Here is a 22,370-nt window from a genome sequence, read left to right as displayed (position 1 = left end):
TGGGCTGTCAGGTCACCATAAGCCGACGCTGTGCGTTCACGGCGGGCGAAACCGCCACATTCGGAAAGCTTCGGAAGGCTCCGGAAGGCCTCGTGCACCCTCCGAAGGCCCCCGGGCGCTCCGGAAAGCTCATCCGAAGGTTCACAGCCGAGTCACAGAGCCAGCTGAAGGCAACGTGAGAGGAAGCTGAGAAAGGCCGCGCCCCGGCCCACCCCGACCAGAGCCGACCAGAGCCGACCCGTCCGCCCCCGCCCCCGCGGGCCCCCGCCCCCGGACGGTGGCACCATGACGCGGTGACCCACGCACGACAGCACCTCATCCAGGTCGTCGCCCACCGAGGGGCCTCCGAGGACGCCCCGGAGCACACACTGGCCGCCTACAAGAAGGCCGTCGAGGACGGCGCGGACGCCCTCGAATGCGACGTCCGGCTCACCGCGGACGGGCACCTCGTCTGCGTCCACGACCGCCGCGTCAACCGCACGTCGAACGGCCGCGGCGCCGTCTCGGCCCTTGAGCTCGCCGAGCTGGCCGCGCTCGACTTCGGCTCCTGGAAGAACCGCGAGCAGGGCCCGTACGCCGAGGACCCCGACTGGGAGGAGGGACCGGCTCCGGAGGACACCTCGGTCCTCACCCTGGAGCGCCTCCTGGAGCTCGTGGCCGAAAACCACGCCTCCGGGCGTCGCGTCCAGCTCGCCATCGAGACCAAGCACCCCACGCGCTGGGCGGGCCAGGTCGAGGAGCGGCTGCTGCACCTCCTGAAGCGCTTCGGTCTGGACGCGCCCTCTCCGGAGGAGCACTCGCCGGTCCGCGTGATGAGCTTCTCGGCGCGTTCGCTGCAACGCGTGCGGGCCGCTTCGCCGACCCTGCCGACCGTCTATCTGATGCAGTTCGTCTCGCCGCGCCACCGCGACGGACGGCTGCCCCAGGGTGTGCGCATCGCGGGACCGAGCATGCGGATCATCCGCAGCCACCCCGGATACGTCGCCAAGCTCAAGCGCGCGGGGCACCAGGTCCACGTGTGGACCGTGAACGAGCCCCAGGACGTCGAACTCTGCGCCCGTCTGGGCGTCGACGCCATCATCACCAACCGCCCGAAGCAGGTTCTGTCCCAACTGGGCCGCGACTAACTTTCGTTACGGGGAGTGCACCGGCGCGTTCGGTCCGTATTCGATCGTGACGAGTGCGTCACCATCCAGGTGTTGGCCGGTTTCCGGTCCAGTCCATTGGGGCATCCACTCCGTGGCGTGGGGCAAAGGAGGTCTCGGGGGTGGCGTTTGTGGTGGCACGGGAAGTGCCCACGTCGTCGAGCATGGCCGTACCCCATGGTCCTGCGGGCGTGGGGAAAGCCAGACACCGGATGCGCGATCAGCTTCGCGTCAGCGGGGTGTCGGAGTCGGTCATCGACGACGCCGTACTGATCCTTTCCGAACTGCTCAGCAACGCCTGCCGGCACGGCAGACCGCTGGGCAGCGGGCTGCACGACAGCCCGAAGGACAGTGACGGCAGCGGCGACGGAGACGTGCGCGCCGCCTGGCAGGTCGACAAGGCGGGACGCCTGACGGTCGAGGTGACGGACGGCGGCGGCCCGACCCGCCCGGTTCCGGCCACCCCGTCGGTCACCGCCCACGGCGGCCGCGGGCTGAACATCATCACCGCACTCGCCGAGGCCTGGGGGGTGCGGGACGACGCCCGCGGCGAGGTCACGGTCTGGGCCCTCGTGCACGCCGGGCACCGCTCCGAGGACTTCGCTACGCGCGTCGCCGCGCCGTCGGCCTCCGCGATAGCCGACCTTGGCTTCACGGACCCCTTCGACGACGTGGACTGACGGACCCGTACGACGTACGCGGACCCGGGCGGCCGGACCCCGCGGGCCCCGCGCGCCGACGCACTGAGTCGGTCCACCGTTGAACGGCTAGGCTCGCGCCCGTACGCAAGCGAGCCGTAACCGGGAGACACCCACGATGGCCAAGAAGCGCCCGCAGACGAAGGGCAAGCAGCCGCAGCTCAAGGACCACGAGGTCCCGGTGGTCGGCGCCAGGGAGCCCTGCCCCTGCGGTTCGGGCCGCCGCTACAAGGCCTGCCACGGCCGGGCCGCCGCGCACGCGGTCACCGAGCTGGTGCAGCGCCCCTTCGAGGGGCTGTCCGGCGAATGCGACTGGGTGGCGCTGCGCGAGCTGGTGCCCGCCGCCACGGTCGAGCTGACCCCGAAGGACGGGCTGCCCGACGGCGTGCCCTCCGTGACCCTCGCGACGGTCCTGCCGATGGCCTGGCCCGCGCTGCGCCGCGAGGACGGCTCGGTCCTGCTCGGCCTGCAGAACGACACCTCGTCCGGCGACCTCAGCCGCGACCTCGCCGACACGCTGGCCCGCGCGCTCACCACGGAGCCGGGCCAGCCGGTGGCGGGCCGCAGGGCGCCCGCGGACGGGCCGCGCCTGCAGGACGTCCTCGACGACAAGGCGCCCTTCGAGCCGGTCGTGCACTCCGGCTTCGAGTTCTGGGTGCCGGACGCGGAGAACGCGTCGGCGGAGGTCTCGGCCTCCCTGGAGCGGGCGAACGCCGCCGCCATCCCGACCGTCAAGCTGGCCGGCGTCGACTCCGCGTACTGGTGCGAGACGCCGGAGAAGAACCACCTGCGGTGGGTCATGCCGCACGCCGAGGAGAAGCTCCTCGACGCGCTCGCGCGCCTGCACGCCGCCGGTACGTCGAGCCTCGGCGAGGGCACGCGCCTGGTCGGCTCCTTCCGCGCGCACGGCCTGACCGTGCCGGTGTGGGACCTGCCGAGCGGCATGGGGGCGCAGGACGTCGAGAAGCCCGCGGCCGAGTTCGCCGAGCGGCTCGCGGCGGCGCTCGCGGTCGCGGAGCCGCTGACCGCGGAGGAGCGGCGCGCCCGCGGCGGCCTCACCAACCGCCAGGTCACGCTCAGCTGATCCACCAGGAGTGCGGCAGCCGCGCGCGGGGGTTCCTCGCCCTCGCGCGCGGGGAGCCCTTCCTCCCGCGCGGGGCACCGCTCCCGCGCACGCTTCCCGAACCTCACTCTGGCCCTCTCACCGGCACTTCGCCAACCCCCTTGCCCTGCACACGGATGACATTCGGCTGAGGTCCGGCGTCGCATTTCGAACAGGTGGATGGCGCCGGGCACCGGGGAACGGCCTTCCGCCGTCGTGTCGTCACGCGTTCTTAACCGGGCGAGTGCGCCGGGTGACCGCTCGGAGGCCGCGCAGGCGCCTCACCTCTGTCTCACTGACTCACCGGTCAGCCGGACCGAACGCGTGACTCCTGTCACAACTCCCCATGGGCGCAGGTGAATCCCTGTCCGGATAACTGAGATCGAATTTGCCAAGCGCCGATCTCTTGTTACCGTTCAGATAGCCCGGTTGCTGGTGCATCCCCCGTCGCCAGCAACCGGGCGTTTCCATGCCCGGGCATAAGTCACGCGCTCAACTGCCCTGTGGCCCGCCGGAGTTGCTGCCCGACCGCAGCAACAGGGCGTCCCCGCTCTCACTCGCGAACTCCGCGACCGCCGTGTAGTGCGCCGCGGTCCCCGATGTGCGCTCCTTGGGTGTGTCGCACGCCCCCGGTTCGTCCCCCGCGCCCACCGCGCAGTGCATCTGCACCGTGCGCCCCTTGGGGCCCATCACGCTCAGTACGGCTTCCAGGGCCTCACCGGTCACGTTGCGGTAGTAGGTGCGCGCCCAGGTGTCCGCGCCCTGGGTCAGTACGCAGGTCTGGGCCTCGACGCCGTCGGGCGAGGAGAGTTCGGGGCCGCAGCGGGAGAGCGTGTCGGGCAGGGGCGCGGCATCGGCGGTGGAGTGCGCGGGGCCGCCCGCGGCCTGCTGCGGGCGGGTCTCCGGCTCGGCCCGGGGGGCGCGGTGGGCACCGGCCTCCGGCGCGCCTTCACCCGCCTGCGGGGGCAGCGCCCCCGCGCGCCCCGGGTCCGCGGGCGCCTTGGCGTCCTCGAACACCGGCCCGGCGGCCGCCCCGGCGAGGGGCAGCAGCGCGGCGACGGCCACGATGCCCAGGAGCGCGAGCAGGCGGGGGTTCATGGCCGGGCGCGGGTGCATGCGCCGAAGATAACGACCCCGGGCGCCCGGCCCCGCGCCGCGCGCCCGATTCCCTTAGAACTCGGGCGCGCTCACACCCGTATGAGTGAGCGCGTCGACCACCGCGTCCACGACGGCCTCCACGTCCGGCACCCAAGGGGCGGCCGAGCCGGGGAGCGGGGCGCGCTCCCAGCGGGCCTGGCCCTGGCCGGTCTCGGACGGGGGCAGCGGGATGTACCCGCCGCCTCCGTGGAAGCGCAGCGAGCCGGGCACCCGGTCCTTGGCGTACAGGAGCTCGCCGAGCTGCTCCATGGAGTACGGCGCGACGAGGACAAAGTAGCGGGCCGGGGTGGCCACGACGGGGCCGAGGCGGATGCCCGCGAGTTCGAGTGCGGCGAGGGCGCGCGCGCCGGCGGCCGCGGGCAGGCTCACGGCGCACGGGGCGCGTCCGCCGGTGGCGAGGAGCACGGGTGCGCCGGGCCGGTTGGTCCACCACCAGCGGACCATGCGCTCGTCGGTGGTGGCGGCGAGGAGCCCCGGGTCGAGCGGGTGGGCGCCCGGAACGACGCACTCGGGGTCGGGGCAGGCGCACCGCGCCTGGCCGCCGCGGGTCGCCTCACGCGACGCGACCGAAAGGTCCGGCCGCTCGTCCGCCGCGCGCGGCCCCCGCTTCGCGCGCCGCTTGCCGCTCCTTCTGCCGCTCTTGTCGCGCGTGTCGCCCTGCCGCTCGCCGGGCCCGGCGTGTCCGGAGCGCCCTTCGAGTCCGGCGATGCCGTCGAGGAGCTGCCTGCTCTGCCCTTCGATACCGACACCGGGCAGCACGGGCCAGCCCCATGCTGTCGCGAAGGTCAGGGCCGCACCGATCAGAGAGGGACTCTGGTCAGACTTCCTACCGATTCGCCAGGACAGGAGCCTGCGTCGCCTTCCGAGGATCTCGCGCATGAGCGCTCGTTCCTTTCCGTTACACGCAGAGGGACACTTCGGGCCACATCACACCATGTGTGGATCTCTATCGCTGTGTACGAGGTGCGCGTACAAGGTGCATGCAAGGTGCGTACAAGCTGGCGCGTCACACCCCAGCCTGCGGCATGGGGAACCCCTATGGGCCGAGCGTTAACGTGGCGTGGGGTGGCGGCGCCTGGCGTTTGCCGTCCCGCGTTTTTCTTGCCCCCGGTGCCACGGGACGATGGGGCGCGGTCGCCGTGGGCTAAGACGTCCGGGTCCGGCGGCAGGTTCCGGGCGTCGCGCAAATGCCCCTGGTCGGTCCCGAGCCACCACTTGAATCCGTACCCATCACGGCCGCTGTGACGCTCCTTCGAACAATGTCAGTCGACCGCAATATGGCGTTCCCTGCAACACTTTTGAGCCAAGTTCTCAAGATCACTGTCAGTTCACAGAATTCTCACGCGGCGCACTGGACACCAGGAATCCCAGCAGGACAATGCTGGACATCCCCTCTCCACTGCGTGTAGATGTGGAGACATTGCTAGCGACGCAGAATGACAGGGGGTTTGCGATGCTATTGAGCAATACGCACTGGCCGGAAAGCGGTCAGCCATGAACGCCCCGCACCTGCCGAAAGTGGCCGGAATCGATTCCACTGTTCCCCCACCGGCGCACACTGTCCCGTCCGTCGCGCCCTCCCCGGAGGCCCCCGGCGCCCCGGGCGCACTGATCCAGGACCGCCTGGCCGGCTGGGTCTCCGACCTCACCACGCTGCACGAACTCACCGAGCGCCTGTCCCGCACCGCCACCCTGGACGAGGCCCTGGACGAACTCCTGCGCGCCGGTGCCGCCCTCGTCGGCGCCCGCCGCGGCCTCGTCGTCGTGGAGCCCGCCGACGGCCTCGGCCCCGACACCACCGTCGGCCTCGGCTTCGCCCGCGCCGACCTCGGCTATCTGGAGACGGTGCCGCGCGCCGCCACCTCGTACGGCCGGCTCCTGGAAGCGAGCGCCGCGGGGACCCCCCTCTCGGAGATCGCGCAGCCGGACCTCTTCGCCGACGAGGCCCTCGACCCCCGCCACCGCGAAGTGGCACGCCGCCTCGGCTACGCCGCGAGCTACGCGCTGCCGCTCGCCACCGAGGCGACGGGCGGTGTCGGCGCCGCCGTCTGGCTGTACGACGAGACCGCCGAACCGGCACCGCGCCGACGCCATCTCATCGGTCTGTACGCCCGCTACGCCGCCGAGCACCTGGCCCGCCTCGTCGAGCTCACCCGCGCCCGCACCACCGTGGCGACCCTGCGCGAGGAGCTGCTGCCCTCGCGCCTTTCGCGGGTCGCGGGCGTGCAGCTGGCCGCGCGGCACCGCGCCGGGGCGCGCGGCGGCGGCGACTGGTACGACGCGCTGCCGCTGCCCGACGCGGCGCTCGGCCTCGCGGTCGGCTCGGTCACCGGGTCCGGGCCGAGCGCGGTCGCCGCGATGGGCCGCCTGCGCGCGAGCCTGCGGGCGTACGCGGTGATGGAGGGCGAGGACCCCGTCGCCGTCCTGTCCGACCTGGAGCTGCTGCTGCGCCTGACGGAGCCCGCGCGCTCGGCGACGGCCCTGTTCGCGTACTGCGAACCCGCGCTGCGCAAGATCGTCCTGGCCGGGGCCGGGCACAGCCCGCCGCTCCTGATCGGAGAGCGGCGCACGGAGTTCGTGGAGACCTCCCTGTCCGCGCCGCTCGGCATGCTCGCCTGCTGGGAGGCGCCGAGCGTGGAGATCCGCCCGGAGCCCGGGGAGACCCTGCTGCTCTACACCGACGGCCTGCTGCACCGCACCGGCGACGCGATGGACCGGGCGTTCGCGCGGCTGCACGCGGCGGCGGCGAGCGTGCCGAAGGCCGCCCGCGACGACCCGGGCGCGATCGCCGACCACGTCCTGCGGGCCGTGCTGCCCGAGGAGGCGTCCGGCGAGGGCGGCGACCTGGACGGCGGCGCCGCGTGCGACGAGGACGTGGTGCTGCTCGCGGCGCGGTTCGAGTAGGCCGGGTTCGAGCAGGCCCGCTTCCAGCAGGCCGGTTCGGTCAGGCCGGCTCCGACCAGGCCCGCCCGCCCCCGTGACGACCCGGCGCGCGACCCGGCTCCGCGTGACCTTCCGACTGCGCTGTGTAAGGGTCCTTCTGCCTCTGGAACCCCTTCCGGACCGCCGTACGATGAGGAGGGTCCGTTGTCGTACATAGGAGGCAGACCGTGTCGGACGCCCTCAACCCGGAGACCCCGGAAGAGCTGGTGGAGACCGAAGAAGAGCCGATCAAGCAGCGCAAGAACGGCCTCTACCCCGGTGTCTCCGACGAGCTCGCCGAGAACATGAAGTCCGGCTGGGCCGACACCGAGCTGCGTGATCTGGAGCCGGTCGCCCAGGCCGGGCACACCGCCGCCCGCCGTGCCGCGCTGTCCGCGCGCTTCCCCGGCGAGCGCCTGGTGATCCCCGCGGGCAACCTGAAGACCCGCTCGAACGACACGGAGTACGCCTTCCGCTCCTCCGTCGAGTACGCGTACCTCACCGGCAACCAGACGGAGGACGGCGTCCTCGTCCTGGAGCCCACGCGGGACGGCCACCGGGCGACGATCTACCTGCTGCCGCGCTCCAACCGTGAGAACGGCGAGTTCTGGCTCGACGGCCAGGGCGAGCTGTGGGTCGGCCGCCGGAACTCGCTGACCGAGGCCGAGCAGCTGTACGGCATCCCCGCGTCGGACGTGCGCGAGCTGGCGGGCGCGCTGAGCGAGGCCACCGGCCCCGTCCGCGTCGTGCGCGGCTACGACGCCGGGATCGAGGCGGCCCTGACCGACAAGGTCACCGCCGAGCGCGACGAGGAGCTGCGGGTCTTCCTGTCCGAGGCCCGTCTGGTCAAGGACGAGTTCGAGGTCGGCGAGCTGCAGAAGGCCGTGGACTCCACGGTGCGCGGCTTCGAGGACGTCGTGAAGGTCCTCGACAAGGCCGAGGCCACGAGCGAGCGCTACATCGAAGGCACGTTCTTCCTGCGCGCCCGCGTCGAGGGCAACGACATCGGCTACGGCTCCATCTGCGCCGCTGGCCCGCACGCCACCACCCTGCACTGGGTGCGCAACGACGGCCCGGTCCGCTCCGGCGACCTGCTCCTGCTCGACGCCGGTGTGGAGACGCACACGTACTACACGGCGGACGTCACCCGCACGCTGCCGATCAACGGCCGGTTCAGCGAGCTGCAGAAGAAGATCTACGACGCGGTGTACGAGGCCCAGGAGGCCGGCATCGCGGCGGTGCAGCCGGGCGCGAAGTACCGCGACTTCCACGACGCCGCGCAGCGCGTGCTCGCCGAGAAGCTGGTCGAGTGGGGCCTCGTCGAGGGCCCGGTCGAGCGCGTCCTCGAGCTCGGTCTGCAGCGCCGCTGGACGCTGCACGGCACCGGTCACATGCTCGGCATGGACGTCCACGACTGCGCCGCCGCGCGCACCGAGACGTACGTGGACGGCACGCTCGAGCCCGGCATGTGCCTGACGGTCGAGCCCGGTCTGTACTTCCAGGCGGACGACCTGACCGTGCCCGCGGAGTACCGCGGCATCGGCGTGCGCATCGAGGACGACATCCTCGTCACGGAGGACGGCAACCGGAACCTGTCCGCTGCGCTTCCGCGCCGCGCGGACGAGGTCGAGGCCTGGATGGCCCAGCTCAAGGGCTGAGGTCCGTCCTGGCGCGGCCGATCGCGCCGCGCACCCGTCCGCGAGAACGCCGGGCGGGGCTGGATTCCCCGGCCCCGCCCGGCGTTTTCCGTTCCCTGCCTCTTGTGACGCACCCGCAGGCCGGTGAAGGCGGGCGCCCGGGCTCAGCCCTGGCGCTCGTCGGTGCCGGCCACCTTGGCCGTGGCCAGGGCGATCCGGTTCCACGTGTTGATCGTGAAGATCAGGGACAGGACCTGGGCCAGCTCGGTCTCTTCGAAGTGGGCGGCGGCCTCCGCGTAGACGGCGTCGGGGACGCCCGCGTCCGCGAGGCGGGTCACCGCGTCGGTCAGCGCGAGCGCCGCCTGCTCCTTGGCGGTGAAGAAGTTCCTGGCCTCGCGCCAGACGGCCACCATGTGCAGCCGGTCCTCGCTCTCGCCCGCCTTGCGCGCGTCGTTGGTGTGCATGTGCAGGCAGTACGCGCAGCCGTTGAGGTGCGAGGCGCGGATCTGGATCAGCTCGACCAGGGCCGGGTCGAGGCCGTCGCGGGCGGCGGCGTCCAGGCCGATGACGGCCTTGAAGACCTTCGGGGCGGCCTTGGCGAAGTTGAGGCGGGGGGTCTGGGCGGCGGGGGCGGCGGATCCGGCGACTGCGACGGTGGTCTCGGCGACTGCGGTGTTGTTCGTCATGACCATGAATCTACGAGCGGCAAAGACCTTGGGTAGGGTGCATTCACATGGCGGAATCATGGGTCAATTCGGCGGAGCTCATCGGTGCCGACCTGCACCTCGACCTCTCCGGGAGCGGCAGCCGCCGCGCCGCCCTCATCCGCGCCCTGCGCGACGCCGTGCGCTCCGGACGGCTCGCCCCCGGCACCCGCCTGCCGCCGTACCGCTCGCTCGCCGCCGACCTCGGGATCGCCCGCAACACCGTCGCCGACGCGTACGCGGAGCTGGTCGCCGAGGGCTGGCTGACCGCCCGCCAGGGCTCGGGGACGCGGGTCGCCGAGCGCGTCGCGCCACCCCCGCGCGTACGAGTCCCCAAGCGCGCCCCTACCGCTTCCGCGCCCCCCGCGCACAACCTGGTGCAGGGGCAGCCGGACGCCGGTTCCTTCCCGCGCACGGCCTGGCTCGCCGCCGCCCGGCGGGCGCTGACCGCCGCGCCCAACGAGGCGTTCGGGCCCGGCGATCCGCGCGGCCGGATCGAGCTGCGGCGCGCGCTCGCCGACTATCTGGCGCGCTCGCGCGGGGTGCGGACCGACCCGGAGCGGATCGTGGTGTGCTCCGGTTTCGCGCACGCGCTGCGGCTCCTGTTCGGCACGGGCTCCGGCGGGGTGCTGCGCGGTCCCCTCGCCGTGGAGGCGTACGGGCTCGGCTTCCACCGCTCCCTGCTCACCACGGCAGCGGTGCGCTCGGTGCCGCTGCCCCTCGACGAACACGGCGCCCGCGTCGAGGAGTTGCCGGACGTCTCAAAGCCGGTGGGCGCGGTGCTGCTCACGCCCGCGCACCAGTTCCCGACCGGCGGACCGCTGCACCCCGCGCGCCGCACCGCCGCCGTCGACTGGGCCCGCACGCGCGCGGGGCTGATCCTGGAGGACGACTACGACGGGGAGTTCCGCTACGACCGCGAGCCCGTCGGCGCTCTCCAGGGGCTCGATCCCGAACGGGTCGTCTACATCGGCTCGGTGAGCAAGAGCCTGTCCCCTGCCGTGCGGCTCGGCTGGATGGTCCTGCCCGAGCACCTCGTGGACGCCGTCACCACCGCCAAGGGCGAACGGGAGGCGTGGGCCAGCGTCCTCGACCAGCTCACGCTCGCCGAGCTCATCGAGTCCGGGAGCTACGACCGCCACGTCCGCCGCATGCGCCAGCACTACCGGCGCCGCCGCGACCAGCTCGTCGCCGCGCTCGCCGAACGCGCCCCGCACGTCAGCGTCACCGGCATCGCGGCGGGACTGCACGCCGTGCTCCAACTCCCGCCCGGCACGGAGGCGTCCGCCGTGAAGGCCGCCGCCTGGCACGGCGTGGGCCTGGAGGGCCTTGCCGAGTACCGTCACCCGGACGCGACGGCGACCGCCCCCGACGGGCTCGTCGTCGGCTACGCGACACCCGCCGAGCACGCGTACACGGCGGCGATCGAGGCCCTGTGCCGGGCGCTGCCACCCGCGCCCGACCACGACGCGGACGCGCACGTCAACGGTGCATGAAGTCTCACGCGCCCTCCTGAGCTGCCGAGCCTTCGGACGTAGTTGAGAGCTTGGGGAAGGGTGCCGCTCGGGCATCCCGCGTACCTGCGCCAGCATTCCCGGTACGACGTCGGTGGGGCACCTGGAGGGGAACGTACGGGCGTTGGACGTGGAGCTGTCGGACGAGCGTTTCGCGCGGCTCTCCGGGGGCGGCGAGGTCGCCCGGGCCGTCTAGGCCGCCGGGGCCGTGCGGGTCGCCTAGGTCGCCTGGGTCGTCGGCGTGAGCTGGTACAGCTCGGGCACGGAGACCTTGATCGGCTCCTGGGTGGTGCGCGCGATCACCACGACGACCGGCTCGTCCGGGTCGGGGTGCTCCTCCCGGTGCGGGACGAACGGGGGAACGAGCAGGAAGTCGCCGGGGCCCGCCTCGATCCTGACTTCCTGCTCGCCGTCGTGGAAGACGAACACGGGGTGACCGCTGACTACGTAGATGCCCGCTTCGGACGCGCCGTGGTGGTGGTTGTCGGTCTTGCTCGCCGGCTCGTGCCGCACGAGCCCCATCCACAGGTTCCGGGAGCCGACCGTGTCGCCGCTGAGGGCGGTGTAGCCGTTCAGCTCTCCGGCGCGGACGTGGTGGACGCGGTTGTTCGGCGGCGTGTTCCGGGCCGGGTTCCGCGGCGTGCTCTGCGGCGTGTTCCGAGCCGTGCTCTCCGGCGTGTTCTGCGTGGACACCGTGTGGCCTCCTGACGGTTTCGAGCGCCTTCTGGACTGGGACCAGGCTGCGGTCGTCACCTTGGAGGCGGCAACTGTTGTTGCCGTAATGGCAAGTTGAGGCGCTGCGGCGCCCTTGCCTGCCGAGGCCTCCGCCAGCGGAAGACGGCTAACGGGAGGCGGCGGTCTCCTGCGCCCCGTCGTACGCCTCGCGTGCCGCCGCTATGGCCGGGCGGTGGGCTATCGACCAGTCGGCGAGGGACTTGATGAGGTGGGTCAGGCTGTGGCCCATCTCCGTCAGCTCGTACTCCACCTGCGGCGGGATCGTCGGGTGCACCGTGCGCTTCACCAGGCCGTCCCGCTCCAGGCGGCGCACCGTCAGCGTGAGCATGCGCTGCGAGATGCCGCCGTGGATGCGGCGCTGGAGCTCCTTGAACCGCAGTACGCCGCCTGCCAGTTCGACCACGACGTACACCGACCACTTGTCGCCGAGCCGGTCCAGGACGTCTCTGACCCCGCACTCGTCCTGCGGCGTCTCGCACGCGATCACGGGCTCGCCGACGAGCGTCTTGAGCGCCGCTGCGGACACTTCCCCCTCGGGCGCCGCGGCGGGCGCTGCCCCGGAAACCCCGGCCGTACTGGCCCCGGGGGTGGTTACAGCCGTGTGCCCCGCTGACATCAAAGTGCCTCCTTACGCGATCCCCCACCATCGAACACGATGGTCACGTACCGAGTGCGCAGCACCTCTTCCCGCACCGGTCGTCACCTCATTCAACTGCTCGTTCCGGGGGATCGTTCCCATGCTGCTCATCACCGGCGCCACCGGCGCACTCGGCCGGCTCATCACCACCAAGCTCGCGGACCGCGCAGCCGACTCGGGCCACGCGGCCGCGCCGTTCGTGGTCGGCACCCGCGACCCCGCGCCCGGCCAGCGCCGCGTGGACTTCGACGACCCGGATTCCCTGGACTTCACCGGTGTGGACACGCTCCTCGTGATCTCCGCGGGCGCCGCCGAGGACGACGTGGTCGTCGCCCGGCACGAGGCCGTGATCACCGCCGCCGAGAAGGCAGGCGTCGGCCACCTCGTCTACACCAGCCTGAGCGGCGACGGCGACCATCTGACGTACGCGCTCGCCCACCGCTGGACCGAGCGCAGACTGCGCCGCTCCTCCCTGAACTGGACGGTGCTGCGCAACGGCCTGTACGCGGAGTTCCTCGCCGCCATAGCCGCCCCCGGCCCGGACGGGACGATAGCCGCGCCGCTCGGCGACGGGCGGCTCGCCGCGGTCGCCCGCGAGGACCTGGCCGAGGTCGCCGTCCGGGTGGCCACGGCCCCCGCCGCCCACGCGGGGCGCACGTACGAGCTCGTCGGCGAGGAGCCCCTCGGCGGCGCCGACCTGGCCGCGGCGACCGGCGGTTCGTACGAGCCGGGCGGTCTGGAGGCGACCCGCGCCGCGATCACGGAGGCCGGGCAGGCCCTGCCCTTCCAGGTGCCGATGCTGCTCAGCACGTACGCGTCGATAGCGGGCGGCTTCCTCGACGGCACCTCCATAGCGGACAACGCCCTGCGTGCGCTCCTCGGCCGCGCCCCTCGCTCCGCTCTCGACACGTATGCGGCGGCGGTGCGGGGCTGAGTCCCGGCCCCGGTCCGGATACCTGGTCCTGCTCCGGCGGGCCCCGGGTGGCTCACACGGCTGCCAGCGGGGCGTCCTCGCGCCACTTGAGGATCTTGTCGAAGCTGATCACCGCGCCGCCGTCGCGGCCCGGCCTGTTGCCGAAGTGCACGTCGTCGGCGAGCTCCCGGATGAGACACAGACCGCGGCCGCTCTCGGCGAACTCGGAGGGCGGCGCGGGCGCGGAGGGCGGGCCCTGGGTCCGGGACTGGCGCTGGCCCTGGGCGGCCTGCGTGCCCGCGCGGCGGCGCGTGCGGCGGCCGCGCCCGGTGCCTCTCCTGCCCTTCACCCTCGTGGCGGGGGTGTTCGCGGCACTCATGAAGACCCGGCCCGGCGGCAGGCCGGGCCCGGAGTCGGCGACCTCGATGCGGCACTTCTCGCCGTCGAGATAGGCGGTCACGCGGTACGCACCCGCCGCGGTGCCCGTCGCGCCGCCGTGCTCCACCGCGTTCGCACAGGCCTCGGTGAGCGCGAGCGACAGGTCGTACGAGACGTCCGGATCCACCCCGGCCGTCTCCATCGTGCCGATGAGCAGGCGCCTCGCGAGCGGGACGCTCGCGGCTTCGCGCCGCAAATGGAGGGACCACCAGATGCTCATGCTTCAGCCTCCTGGCATGCTCCAGCCCTCTGGCCGCGGCTCGACATACCGATACGTATTGCCGCCAGCGCCCCGGGATAAGCGCCCAGTTGACGTGACGCCGCCCATACGGCGGACGCGGCGAGGGCTGTGTCCGGTGTAGCGGGACATATGGCTGCGCCTACCCGGCACGGGGCCGTGTGATTCCCGGAGTCGGCCCTATCAGGGACTTCCTCGTCCTTATGGCTCATTCCGGGTGATTCCGTCGCCTTGCGGCATGGACGGGAGCTTGCGGACCTGCCGCACGGGGCGGGGCGGCCCAGTGCGATGATGGCCCGGCCATGACTGCCCCCCACCAGCGCCAGGCGCGCGCCGGAGCCGATCTCCGGCTGCTGCGGGCCGCGATGTTCGCCGCGGTCTGCCTCGTGCTGTCCGCCGGGGGCCATGTACTCGCTTCCTGCGCCACCGTCCCGCTGTGGACGCTCGGCGCCGGGTTCCTCGCCGTGCTCGTGCTCGCGGTGCCCCTCGCCGGACGGGAGCGGTCGCTCCCGGGCATCGCGGGGGCGCTCGCGGTCGGGCAGCTCGGGCTGCACGCGCTGTTCGGGCTCGGCCAGCACGGCACGGCCATGACCGCGGGCGGCACGGGCGGCGGTTCGCTCGTCGAGCGCGCGGCTCGCATCGTGTGCGGAGCGGGCGGGGCGACCATCACCCCCGTCCAGGCCCGGCAGATCCTGGAGACCGCGGGCGTCGACCCGTCCGGCGGCCACGGCGCGCACGCCCACGCCACGGGCGAGGCGGCGGCCGCGCAGACCTCGATGACGGACTCGGCGATGTCCGTCCTGCCGTCGCTGCCGATGCTGCTCGCGCACGTGCTCGCGGCGGTGGCCGCGGGCTGGCTGCTGCGCCGCGGCGACGTCGCGCTCATGCGGCTCGTCAGGCTCTCCGCCCAGGGAGCGCAGGGGGTCGCCCAAGGGGCGCTCATGCGTTCGCTGCGCGCCGCCCTGGCTCTGGTCCGCGCGCTGCGCGCCGGGCTCTCCGGTGCGCCGGACCAGGCCTCCGGCCCTGCGCGCGCGGCCCGCGCCCTCGTGCCGCCGAAGCTCCGGGCGGCCGTGCTCCAGCACACGGTGATCCGGCGCGGCCCGCCCGCGACCGCCGCGTTCTCGCTCGCCGCCTGACGCGGACCGCTCCACGCGCCGCCGTACGCGTACGCCATGACGTACCGACGTACCGAGTGACGTACGGCCGTACTGACGTACTGCTGTGGGAGGGGTGCCGCGCGGCGCGTCCGCACGTGCGCGTGGCCCTCGGGCCCGCCGCACCGCGTCCCCTTCCCGCACTTCTCACGTACGCACGGCCGTGCCTCCGCTCACCGGGGCCCCACGGGTCCCGCCACGACGGGCCGGTCGCCGCGCACTCCTGCCGAAACTGGAGCACTCCGTCATGACGACCCAGAAGTCCCCGAAGTCCGCCGCCCTCACCCGCGCCTCCGTCGTGGGCGGCGTCGCCGCCTCCGCCGTCCTGCTGCTCTCCGTGCCCGCGTTCGCGCACGTCAGCGTCAGCCCCGAGGGCCAGGCCGCCAAGGGCGGCTACGCGACCGTCAACTTCAAGGTCCCCAACGAGCGCGACGACGCCTCGACGACCAAGCTCGAGGTCAGCTTCCCCGCCGACCACCCGCTCGCGTCCGTGATGCCGCAGCCCGTGCCCGGCTGGAAGGCGAAGGTCACCAAGGCCAAGCTCGACAAGCCGATCGAGATCCACGGCGAGAAGATCAACGAGGCCGTCTCCAAGGTCACCTGGACCGCCGACGGCAAGGGCGTCGAGCCCGGCTACTTCCAGAAGTTCCCGCTGTCCATCGGCCAGCTCCCCGAGGACGCCGACCAGCTGGTCTTCAAGGCCCTGCAGACGTACGACAACAAGGAAGTCGTCCGCTGGATCGAGCCGCAGAAGGGCGACGAGGAGCCGGAGTACCCGGCGCCGACGCTCCAGCTGACCGCCGCGTCCGACGACCACCACGGCGCCTCCGCCGCCAAGGACGACAAGTCCGACGCCAAGTCCGGTGACGCCAAGCAGGAGACCGCGTCGGACGGCGACAGCAGCGACACCACCGCCCGCACCCTCGGCATCGTCGGCATCGTCGTCGGCATCGCGGGCGTGGCCTTCGGCGTCGTCGCCCAGCGCCGCCGCGCCACCAGCTGAGGCGTCGCCGCCTCGGCCGCCCTCGGGACGCGCCGCCGCCGGACACCCGGCCCCGGCGCGTCCCGGCCCCCTCACATCTGGGACATTTTCGTATGCGCAAGTTGAGCAACCAGACCACCACGTCGGGCCCGAAGACCACGAAGAGGCGCGCGCTCGCCGGCGCCGCCCTGCTCGCCGCCGCGGGGCTCACGCTGACCGCCTGCGGCAGTGACGACGGCGACAAGAAGGACAAGCCGATCGCCGACGTCTCCATGGAGGCGGAGTCGAAGCAGGCGGCGACCGTCCTCGACAAGCCGTTCAAGAAGCCGGACCTGGTCCTCACCGACACCCACGGCAAGAAGTACGACCTGCGCGAGCGGACCAAGGGCAAGCCGGTGCTCCTGTACTTCGGCTACACCAACTGCCCGGACGTCTGCCCGCTGACGATGAGCAACATCGCCGTCGCCAAGAAGGACATGCTGCGCAAGAAGACCGTCACCAAGGCGGAGCTCGACAAGCTCCAGGTCGTCTTCGTGACCACCGACCCCGAGCGGGACACCTCCAAGGAACTCGGCAAGTGGCTGAAGGCCCAGGACCCCGAGTTCATCGGTCTGACCGGTGACTTCCCGACCATCCAGGCCAGCGCCCGGACGATCGGCATCAGCATCGAGCCGTCCAAGAAGCTCAAGAACGGCAAGGTCGAGTCGATGCACGGCACCCAGGTCATGGCCTTCTCCCCGAAGACCGACGCCGGATACGTCGTCTACAACGGCCAGGACACCCGCGCCGAAGAGTACGCGCAGGACCTCCCCAAGATCATCAAGGGACAGAACCCGTGAACCACCGCACCACCCGGCGCCGCCTCCTCACCGGCTGTGCCATAGCACTGGCGGCGGGCCTGGCCCTGACCGGCTGCAACGACGACAAGAACGACAAGGGTGCCAAGGCCGCCAAGGGCGACAAGAGCTCCGAGGCCTCGGCCGGCGCGGCCGCGAAGCCCGAGCTGAAGGTCAGCGGCGCCTACGTCCCCGTCCCCGCCATGGACGACATGGCGGGCGGCTTCTTCACGCTCACCAACGAGGGCGCCGCCGACAAGCTCGTCTCGGCGTCCAGCCCGCTCGCGGGCAGCGTGACCCTGCACGCCACCAAGGGCGGCACGATGAAGGAGCAGAAGTCCTTCGCCGTGCCCGCGAACGGCGAGCTCGTCTTCGCCCGCGGCGGCAACCACATCATGCTCGAGCAGCTGAAGCACAAGCCCAAGCAGGGCGACAAGGTCAAGGTCACGTTCCGCTTCGAGAAGTCGGACCCGATCACGGTCGAGATGCCGGTGAAGGCGGCGACGTACAACCCGAAGGCGGACTCCGGCAAGAAGACGCACTCCGGCGACCCGAAGAAGCACTCGGAGCACGACCAGCACGCCCCGGCCGACGGTCACAAGACCGACGGTTCCAAGGCTGACGGTTCCAAGACCGACGGCTCCAATGCCGAGCAGCACGCCTCGCACTCGTCGCACGCCTCGCACTCGTCGCACTGAGGGGACTGAAGAGTTGATGCGGACCACCGCTCCCCGCCCGGGTCCTGGCCTCGCCGGACTCGGGCGCCTGTTGCTCGTCGCCGCGACCCTGGCCGCCGCCGTGCTCGGCGCCGTCCTCGCCACCGCGGCGCCCGCCGGCGCGCACGCCGCGCTGACCGACAGCGACCCCAAGCGGGGGGCGGTGGTCGCCAAGGCACCCGACCAGGTGTCCCTGACCTTCTCCGAGAAGGTCGCCATGTCCGACGGCTCGGTACGGGTCCTCGACCCCGCGGGCAAGCGCGCCGACACCGGCAAGACCACCGACCTCGGCTCCACCACGTACGGCGTGAAGCTGAAGCCCGGCCTGCCGGACGGCACCTTCACCGTCGCCTACCAGGTCGTCTCCGCCGACAGCCACCCCATCGCCGGGGCCTTCACCTTCTCCATCGGCGCGCCGTCCGACACCAAGGTCGCGCTGCCCGACCAGGAGGTCGGCGGCGGCCTCGTCGGCAAGCTCTACGACACGGCGCGCTACCTCGCGTACGCCGGGTACATCGTCGTCGTCGGCGGGGCCGCCTTCGTCCTCGGCTGCTGGCCGCGCGGCGCGGGCGTCCGGCCGCTCCAGCGCCTGGTCGTCTCCGGCTGGCTCACCTTGACCGGCGCCACCCTGGCGACGCTCCTGCTCCGCGCGCCCTACACCGGCTCCGGCAAGCTCGCCGACGCCTTCGACCTCGCGAAGCTGGGCGACGTCCTGCAGACCAAGACGGGCGCCGCGCTCGTCTCGCGACTGCTGCTCCTCGCGGCCGCCGCGCTGTTCATCGCCGTCCTGTTCGGCGCGTACGACAAGCGCGAGGACCCCAAGGAGAAGCGGGACCTCGCCTTCGGCCTGGCCATCGGCGGCGGTGTCGTCGCCATCGGCATAGCCGCGACCTGGGCGCTCGCCGAGCACGCGTCGACCGGCATCCAGGCCGGGCTCGCCATGCCCGTCGACGTGCTGCACCTGCTCGCCGTCGCCGTCTGGCTCGGCGGGGTCGTGGCCCTGCTGCTGTGCCTGTACCGGGCGCCGCTGATCGACGCGAGTGCCGTACGGCGCTTCTCCGCGGTGGCCTTCGGCAGCGTCGTCGCGCTCGCGGCGACCGGGCTCTACCAGTCGTGGCGGCAGGTCGGTTCCTGGACCGCGCTCGTGGAGACCGACTACGGACAGCTGCTCCTGATCAAGATCGGGCTCGTCGTCGTCCTCGTCGGCATCGCCTCGGTGTCCCGGCGCTGGACCGGGCGCATCATCGCCGAGGCGGGCGGCCTGGCACCCGAGGCGGCCGCCGCGGCGGTCGTCGAGCAGCGCAGCCGGACCGCCACCACCACCGCCAAGAACTCCGCCACCGCCAAGGGCTCCACGGCCGCCAAGAATTCCACGGCCGCCAAGGGCTCCACGAGCAAGGGCGCCGGCACCAAGAAGAAGAAGCCCGTCGCCGTCGCGCACAGCTCCAAGACCGGGGTGTCGGCGTCGGTGGACACCAACACCGACACCAACACCGAAACCAACACCGGGGCCGACGGCCCGGACACCGGCAAGGCGGGTGCCAAGTCCGGCGACAGGCCCAGGTCCGGCGGCAAGGCCGGTGGCGACGACCAGCGCGCCGCCCAGCTCGCCCGGCAGCGGGCCGCGGTGGACGCCGCCCGGGAGAAGCGCGTCCGCGACGCCGACCCGCACCGCTCCGGTCTGCGCCGCTCGGTGCTCGCCGAGGTCGGCGTGGCCGTCGTGCTGCTCGCCGTCACCACGGCCCTGACCAGCACCGAGCCGGGGCGCACCGAGGAGGAGACCAAGAACACCGCCTCGTCCGTGCAGCAGACCGCGGGGCCCGTCAAGATCAAGATCCCGTTCGACACCGGCGGCCAGGACGGCAAGGGCACCGTGCGCCTCGAACTCGACCCCGGCCGCACCGGCAGCAACGACCTGCACGTGTACGCGACCCGGCCCAACGGCAGCGCCTTCGACATCCCCGAGGTGAAGATCTCCTTCACGCTCAAGGCCAAGGACGTCGGCCCCCTGCCGGTCGCCCCCGACCGCATCGCCACCGGACACTGGAGCGCGAGCGGAGTGCAGATTCCCATGGCCGGCGACTGGAAGGTCGCGGTGACCGTCCGCACCTCCGACATCGACCAGGTCACCCTCGACAAGAACGTGCAGATCGGCTGAACCACCATGGCGGACCACACCATTTCGCGACGGCGCCTGCTCGGTACGGCGGGCGCCACCGGCCTCGCACTCGGCGCGGCAGGCGGCGCGGCCGGATACGCGGCCGCGTCCTCGGGCTCGTCCGGCGGCTCGGGTACGACGGGCACGCCGCTGACGTCACTCGGGGCCGATGAGGTGATGTTTCACGGGAAACATCAGCCGGGGATCACCACGCCCGTGCAGTCCCGCGGCCATCTGGTCGCCTTCGACCTCGCCCCGGGCTCCGGGCGCAAGGAGGCGGCGGCCCTGCTGCGCCGCTGGTCGGAGGTGGCCCAGCGGCTGATGGCGGGCAAGCCGGTGGCGGGCCACGGCCAGGACACCGACATCGCGCGCGACGCGGGGCCGTCCTCGCTGACCGTCACCTTCGGCTTCGGCCACGGCTTCTTCGGCCGCACCGGTCTGGAGAAGCAGCGCCCGGCCGCCCTCGACCCGCTGCCGGAGTTCTCCTCCGACCGCCTGGACAAGGCCCGCGGGAACGGCGACCTGTGGGTGCAGATCGGCGCCAACGACTCCCTGGTCGCCTTCCACGCGCTGCGCGCCCTCCAGCGGGAGACGGGCTCGGCGGCGCGGCTCCGCTGGCAGATGAACGGCTTCAACCGCTCGCCCGGCGCCACCGCCCACCCCATGACGGCACGCAACCTCATGGGCCAGATCGACGGTACGAACAATCCGAAGCCGTCCGACGACGACTTCAACAAGCGCGTCTTCGTGCCCGACAAGGCCGCCGACGCCGACCCCGCCTGGATGGCGGGCGGCTCGTACGCCGTCGTACGCCGCATCCGCATGCTCCTGGACGACTGGGAGGGGCTCTCCACCAAGGACCAGGAGGACGTCATCGGCCGCCGCAAGGCCGACGGCGCGCCGCTGACGGGCGGCACGGAGACCACCGAGATGAAGCTGGAGAAGACCACCGCGGGCGGCGACCTCGTGGTCCCGCTCAACGCGCACGCCCGCATCAGCCGCCCCGACCAGAACGGCGGCGCCGCGATGCTGCGCCGTCCGTTCTCGTACCACGACGGCCTCACCGACAAGGGCGAGCCGGACGCGGGGCTGCTCTTCATCTGCTGGCAGGCCGATCCGCTGCGCGGCTTCGTCCCGGTGCAGCGGAAGCTCGACCGGGGCGACGCCCTGTCGAAGTTCATCCGGCACGAGGCGAGCGGGGTGTACGCGGTGCCCGGCGGGGCGGAAGCCGGGGGGTATGTGGGGCAGGCGTTGCTGGAGGGCTGACCGGCGGGCCCGGGCGCGCGGGAGCGGCCGTTCCCACGCGCGTGGGCGCCTCCGCTCCCGCCAACACGTGCCGACCGCCCCATCCGCCGCATTAGGGTGACGTCATGTCGGCGACGCGCTACACCTACCTCGGCCCTGAAGGCACCTTCACCGAAGCCGCCCTGCGCACCCTGCCAGAGGCGGCGACCCGCGAGCTGGTGCCGATGGTCTCGGTGCCCGCCACCCTCGACGCCGTGCGCGCGGGCGAGGCCGCGGCGGCGCTCGTGCCGATCGAGAACTCGGTGGAGGGCGGCGTCACGACCACCGTGGACGAGCTCGCCAAGGGCGAGCCGTTGGTGATCTACCGCGAGGTCGTCCTGCCGATCGCCTTCGCGCTCCTGGTGCGCCCGGGCACCGCGCTCAAGGACGTCAAGACGGTGACCGGGCACCCGGTGGCCCAGCCGCAGGTGCGCAACTGGCTGGCCGCCCATCTGCCGGACGCGGTGTGGGAGTCGGCGGCGTCGAACGCGGACGGTGCCCGCCTCGTACAGGAGGGCCGCTTCGACGCGGCGTTCGCGGGCGAGTTCGCCGCGGCGACGTACGGGCTCGAACCGCTGGTCACCGAGATCCACGACGCGGCGAACGCGGAGACGCGGTTCGTCCTCGTGGGCCGCCCGGCCCGGCCCGCGGCGCCCACGGGCGCGGACAAGACGTCACTGGTGATCTGGCTCGGCGACGACCACCCCGGTGCGCTGCTCGAACTGCTCCAGGAGTTCGCGGTGCGCGGCGTCAACCTGATGCGCATCGAGTCCCGTCCGACGGGACGCGGCATCGGCGACTACTGCTTCTCCGTGGACGCCGAGGGGCACATCACGGACCGCCGCGTGGGCGAGGCGCTGATGGGCCTGAAGCGGATCTGCCCGAAGGTGCGCTTCCTCGGCTCGTATCCGCGTGCCGGTGTGGCACCGGAGAACGTACGGCCGCTGCGCCCCGGGACCTCCGACAAGGAGTTCACCTCGGCGTCGGACTGGCTGGCGCGCTGCCAGGACGGCCGATTCTGAGCGTTTGACGCTCCGCCACCGGGTCTTCCCGGTGCTTCGGCCTGCCCGTACACAGGCCTGGATCTGCAGTCCTACCTGCAGATTTATGTTGTCCACAGAAGTTATCCACAGGTTCCCTTCTCGACCTGGGGACAAGTCGACAAGGTAGCGCGACATCGTCGACAAATCGGTACTCAGCGCCCAAGTCCGCCCACAGCCACTCTCGTCACTCCTCCGTCCACCTTTTTCCATGCGATGACACTTTGGAGTTAACCAATTCCACTCGAAAGTTGGCGCTGAGCAGGTTTGGGAAGGGAATCCTTCGGCATGGGGAACCATGGAAAGGGCCCCGATCCGCCATCCACAGATCTTTCGCACAGCCTGTGGATAACTTTCCG

General features: G+C 72.3%; 20 protein-coding genes and 1 pseudogene. 14 read left to right on the top strand and 7 right to left on the bottom strand.

The window, feature by feature from the left end; genetic code table 11:
• The first annotated feature begins 293 nt into the window (after nt 1-293).
• The 3 genes from IG74_RS0117060 (at nt 294) to IG74_RS0117050 (ending at nt 2,927) form a co-directional block, all read left to right on the top strand.
• Complete coding sequence (locus tag IG74_RS0117060) at nt 294-1,127, top strand: glycerophosphodiester phosphodiesterase (RefSeq protein ID WP_030677116.1); 834 nt, start codon at nt 294-296, stop codon at nt 1,125-1,127.
• A 53-nt stretch (nt 1,128-1,180) separates the two neighbouring features.
• Nucleotides 1,181-1,825, top strand: a complete 645-nt coding sequence (locus tag IG74_RS0117055; RefSeq protein ID WP_078868822.1) for an ATP-binding protein — start codon at nt 1,181-1,183, stop codon at nt 1,823-1,825.
• Between the two features lie 136 nt (nt 1,826-1,961).
• Entirely contained in the window at nt 1,962-2,927 is a 966-nt protein-coding gene (locus tag IG74_RS0117050) for a DUF5926 family protein (RefSeq protein WP_030677111.1), read from the top strand.
• 510 nt (nt 2,928-3,437) lie between these two features.
• Here IG74_RS0117050 and IG74_RS0117045 read toward each other — a convergent pair.
• The 3 genes and pseudogenes from IG74_RS0117045 to IG74_RS54685 all read right to left on the bottom strand — a co-directional run.
• Nucleotides 3,438-4,061 carry a hypothetical protein gene (locus tag IG74_RS0117045; protein ID WP_234334354.1) on the bottom strand — a complete coding sequence of 208 codons (624 nt, stop codon included), beginning with the start codon at nt 4,059-4,061 and terminating at the stop codon, nt 3,438-3,440.
• Between the two features lie 54 nt (nt 4,062-4,115).
• Entirely contained in the window at nt 4,116-4,859 is a 744-nt protein-coding gene (locus IG74_RS0117040) for a bifunctional DNA primase/polymerase (RefSeq protein WP_420709904.1), read from the bottom strand.
• Nucleotides 4,833-4,982: pseudogene (locus tag IG74_RS54685) on the bottom strand (DNA primase); the annotation flags it as partial. The gene IG74_RS0117040 and the pseudogene IG74_RS54685, both read right to left, overlap by 27 nt.
• Before the next feature lie 615 nt (nt 4,983-5,597).
• Here IG74_RS54685 and IG74_RS0117035 point away from each other — a divergent pair.
• Entirely contained in the window at nt 5,598-7,007 is a 1,410-nt protein-coding gene (locus tag IG74_RS0117035) for a PP2C family protein-serine/threonine phosphatase (protein WP_030677102.1), read from the top strand.
• Nucleotides 7,008-7,213: 206 nt separating this feature from the next.
• A complete protein-coding gene (locus IG74_RS0117030; protein WP_030677099.1) occupies nt 7,214-8,683 on the top strand; it encodes an aminopeptidase P family protein in 1,470 nt (489 codons plus the stop codon).
• A 143-nt stretch (nt 8,684-8,826) separates the two neighbouring features.
• Here the strand turns inward: IG74_RS0117030 and IG74_RS0117025 are convergent, their stop codons facing one another.
• Nucleotides 8,827-9,354: a carboxymuconolactone decarboxylase family protein gene (locus tag IG74_RS0117025; protein WP_030677096.1), complete on the bottom strand. Its 528-nt coding sequence runs from the start codon at nt 9,352-9,354 to the stop codon at nt 8,827-8,829.
• A gap of 41 nt (nt 9,355-9,395) precedes the next feature.
• Here IG74_RS0117025 and IG74_RS0117020 point away from each other — a divergent pair, with 41 nt between their 5' ends.
• Nucleotides 9,396-10,862 carry a PLP-dependent aminotransferase family protein gene (locus IG74_RS0117020; RefSeq protein WP_030677094.1) on the top strand — a complete coding sequence of 489 codons (1,467 nt, stop codon included), beginning with the start codon at nt 9,396-9,398 and terminating at the stop codon, nt 10,860-10,862.
• Between the two features lie 237 nt (nt 10,863-11,099).
• Here the strand turns inward: IG74_RS0117020 and IG74_RS0117010 are convergent, their stop codons facing one another.
• Nucleotides 11,100-11,456 carry a cupin domain-containing protein gene (locus IG74_RS0117010; RefSeq protein ID WP_051854963.1) on the bottom strand — a complete coding sequence of 119 codons (357 nt, stop codon included), beginning with the start codon at nt 11,454-11,456 and terminating at the stop codon, nt 11,100-11,102.
• 265 nt (nt 11,457-11,721) lie between these two features.
• Nucleotides 11,722-12,141: a winged helix-turn-helix transcriptional regulator gene (locus tag IG74_RS0117005; protein WP_030677088.1), complete on the bottom strand. Its 420-nt coding sequence runs from the start codon at nt 12,139-12,141 to the stop codon at nt 11,722-11,724.
• Nucleotides 12,142-12,352: 211 nt separating this feature from the next.
• On the opposite strand from IG74_RS0117005, the gene IG74_RS0117000 reads away from it, so the two are divergent.
• The gene (locus tag IG74_RS0117000) at nt 12,353-13,186 is read left to right on the top strand and encodes an NAD(P)H-binding protein (RefSeq protein WP_030677085.1); all 834 of its coding nucleotides are present in this window, start codon (nt 12,353-12,355) and stop codon (nt 13,184-13,186) included.
• Between the two features lie 52 nt (nt 13,187-13,238).
• On the opposite strand, the gene IG74_RS0116995 is transcribed toward IG74_RS0117000, so the two are convergent.
• The gene (locus IG74_RS0116995) at nt 13,239-13,823 is read right to left on the bottom strand and encodes an ATP-binding protein (RefSeq protein WP_030677083.1); all 585 of its coding nucleotides are present in this window, start codon (nt 13,821-13,823) and stop codon (nt 13,239-13,241) included.
• Nucleotides 13,824-14,143: 320 nt separating this feature from the next.
• On the opposite strand from IG74_RS0116995, the gene IG74_RS0116990 reads away from it, so the two are divergent.
• The 7 genes from IG74_RS0116990 (at nt 14,144) to pheA (ending at nt 21,993) form a co-directional block, all read left to right on the top strand.
• A complete protein-coding gene (locus IG74_RS0116990; protein ID WP_030677082.1) occupies nt 14,144-14,977 on the top strand; it encodes a hypothetical protein in 834 nt (277 codons plus the stop codon).
• A 265-nt stretch (nt 14,978-15,242) separates the two neighbouring features.
• The gene (locus IG74_RS0116985) at nt 15,243-15,998 is read left to right on the top strand and encodes a YcnI family protein (protein ID WP_078868819.1); all 756 of its coding nucleotides are present in this window, start codon (nt 15,243-15,245) and stop codon (nt 15,996-15,998) included.
• A 92-nt stretch (nt 15,999-16,090) separates the two neighbouring features.
• Nucleotides 16,091-16,816 carry an SCO family protein gene (locus IG74_RS0116980; RefSeq protein WP_051854952.1) on the top strand — a complete coding sequence of 242 codons (726 nt, stop codon included), beginning with the start codon at nt 16,091-16,093 and terminating at the stop codon, nt 16,814-16,816.
• Entirely contained in the window at nt 16,813-17,511 is a 699-nt protein-coding gene (locus IG74_RS0116975; protein WP_030677076.1) for a copper chaperone PCu(A)C, read from the top strand. Before IG74_RS0116980 ends, IG74_RS0116975 begins: the two co-directional genes overlap by 4 nt.
• A 16-nt stretch (nt 17,512-17,527) precedes the next feature.
• Nucleotides 17,528-19,687, top strand: coding sequence for a copper resistance CopC/CopD family protein (locus IG74_RS0116970; protein WP_030677074.1), 2,160 nt, complete (start codon nt 17,528-17,530; stop codon nt 19,685-19,687).
• 6 nt (nt 19,688-19,693) lie between these two features.
• Nucleotides 19,694-20,953: an iron uptake transporter deferrochelatase/peroxidase subunit gene (gene efeB / locus IG74_RS0116965; protein WP_030677072.1), complete on the top strand. Its 1,260-nt coding sequence runs from the start codon at nt 19,694-19,696 to the stop codon at nt 20,951-20,953.
• A gap of 104 nt (nt 20,954-21,057) precedes the next feature.
• Nucleotides 21,058-21,993 (top strand): prephenate dehydratase, encoded by a 936-nt coding sequence (gene pheA / locus IG74_RS0116960; protein ID WP_030677070.1) that lies wholly within the window; start codon nt 21,058-21,060, stop codon nt 21,991-21,993.
• Nucleotides 21,994-22,370 lie beyond the last annotated feature (377 nt).

Source organism: Streptomyces sp. NRRL B-1347 (assembly GCF_000720325.1).
Taxonomy (GTDB): Bacteria; Actinomycetota; Actinomycetes; order Streptomycetales; family Streptomycetaceae; genus Streptomyces.
This window is presented reverse-complemented; position numbering and strand designations above follow the sequence as displayed.

Bases quoted from the DNA above. Each gene is read 5' to 3' on its own strand.
- IG74_RS0117025 (WP_030677096.1), bottom strand. From the start codon at position 9,354: ATGGTCATGACGAACAACACCGCAGTCGCCGAGACCACCGTCGCAGTC.
- IG74_RS0117050 (WP_030677111.1), top strand. From the start codon at position 1,962: ATGGCCAAGAAGCGCCCGCAGACGAAGGGCAAGCAGCCGCAGCTCAAG.
- IG74_RS0117045 (WP_234334354.1), bottom strand. From the start codon at position 4,061: ATGCACCCGCGCCCGGCCATGAACCCCCGCCTGCTCGCGCTCCTGGGC.
- IG74_RS0116990 (WP_030677082.1), top strand. From the start codon at position 14,144: ATGACTGCCCCCCACCAGCGCCAGGCGCGCGCCGGAGCCGATCTCCGG.
- IG74_RS0116980 (WP_051854952.1), top strand. From the start codon at position 16,091: ATGCGCAAGTTGAGCAACCAGACCACCACGTCGGGCCCGAAGACCACG.
- IG74_RS0116970 (WP_030677074.1), top strand. From the start codon at position 17,528: ATGCGGACCACCGCTCCCCGCCCGGGTCCTGGCCTCGCCGGACTCGGG.
- efeB (WP_030677072.1), top strand. From the start codon at position 19,694: ATGGCGGACCACACCATTTCGCGACGGCGCCTGCTCGGTACGGCGGGC.
- pheA (WP_030677070.1), top strand. From the start codon at position 21,058: ATGTCGGCGACGCGCTACACCTACCTCGGCCCTGAAGGCACCTTCACC.
- IG74_RS0116985 (WP_078868819.1), top strand. From the start codon at position 15,243: ATGACGACCCAGAAGTCCCCGAAGTCCGCCGCCCTCACCCGCGCCTCC.
- IG74_RS0117020 (WP_030677094.1), top strand. From the start codon at position 9,396: ATGGCGGAATCATGGGTCAATTCGGCGGAGCTCATCGGTGCCGACCTG.
- IG74_RS0117035 (WP_030677102.1), top strand. From the start codon at position 5,598: ATGAACGCCCCGCACCTGCCGAAAGTGGCCGGAATCGATTCCACTGTT.
- IG74_RS0116995 (WP_030677083.1), bottom strand. From the start codon at position 13,823: ATGAGCATCTGGTGGTCCCTCCATTTGCGGCGCGAAGCCGCGAGCGTC.
- IG74_RS0117000 (WP_030677085.1), top strand. From the start codon at position 12,353: ATGCTGCTCATCACCGGCGCCACCGGCGCACTCGGCCGGCTCATCACC.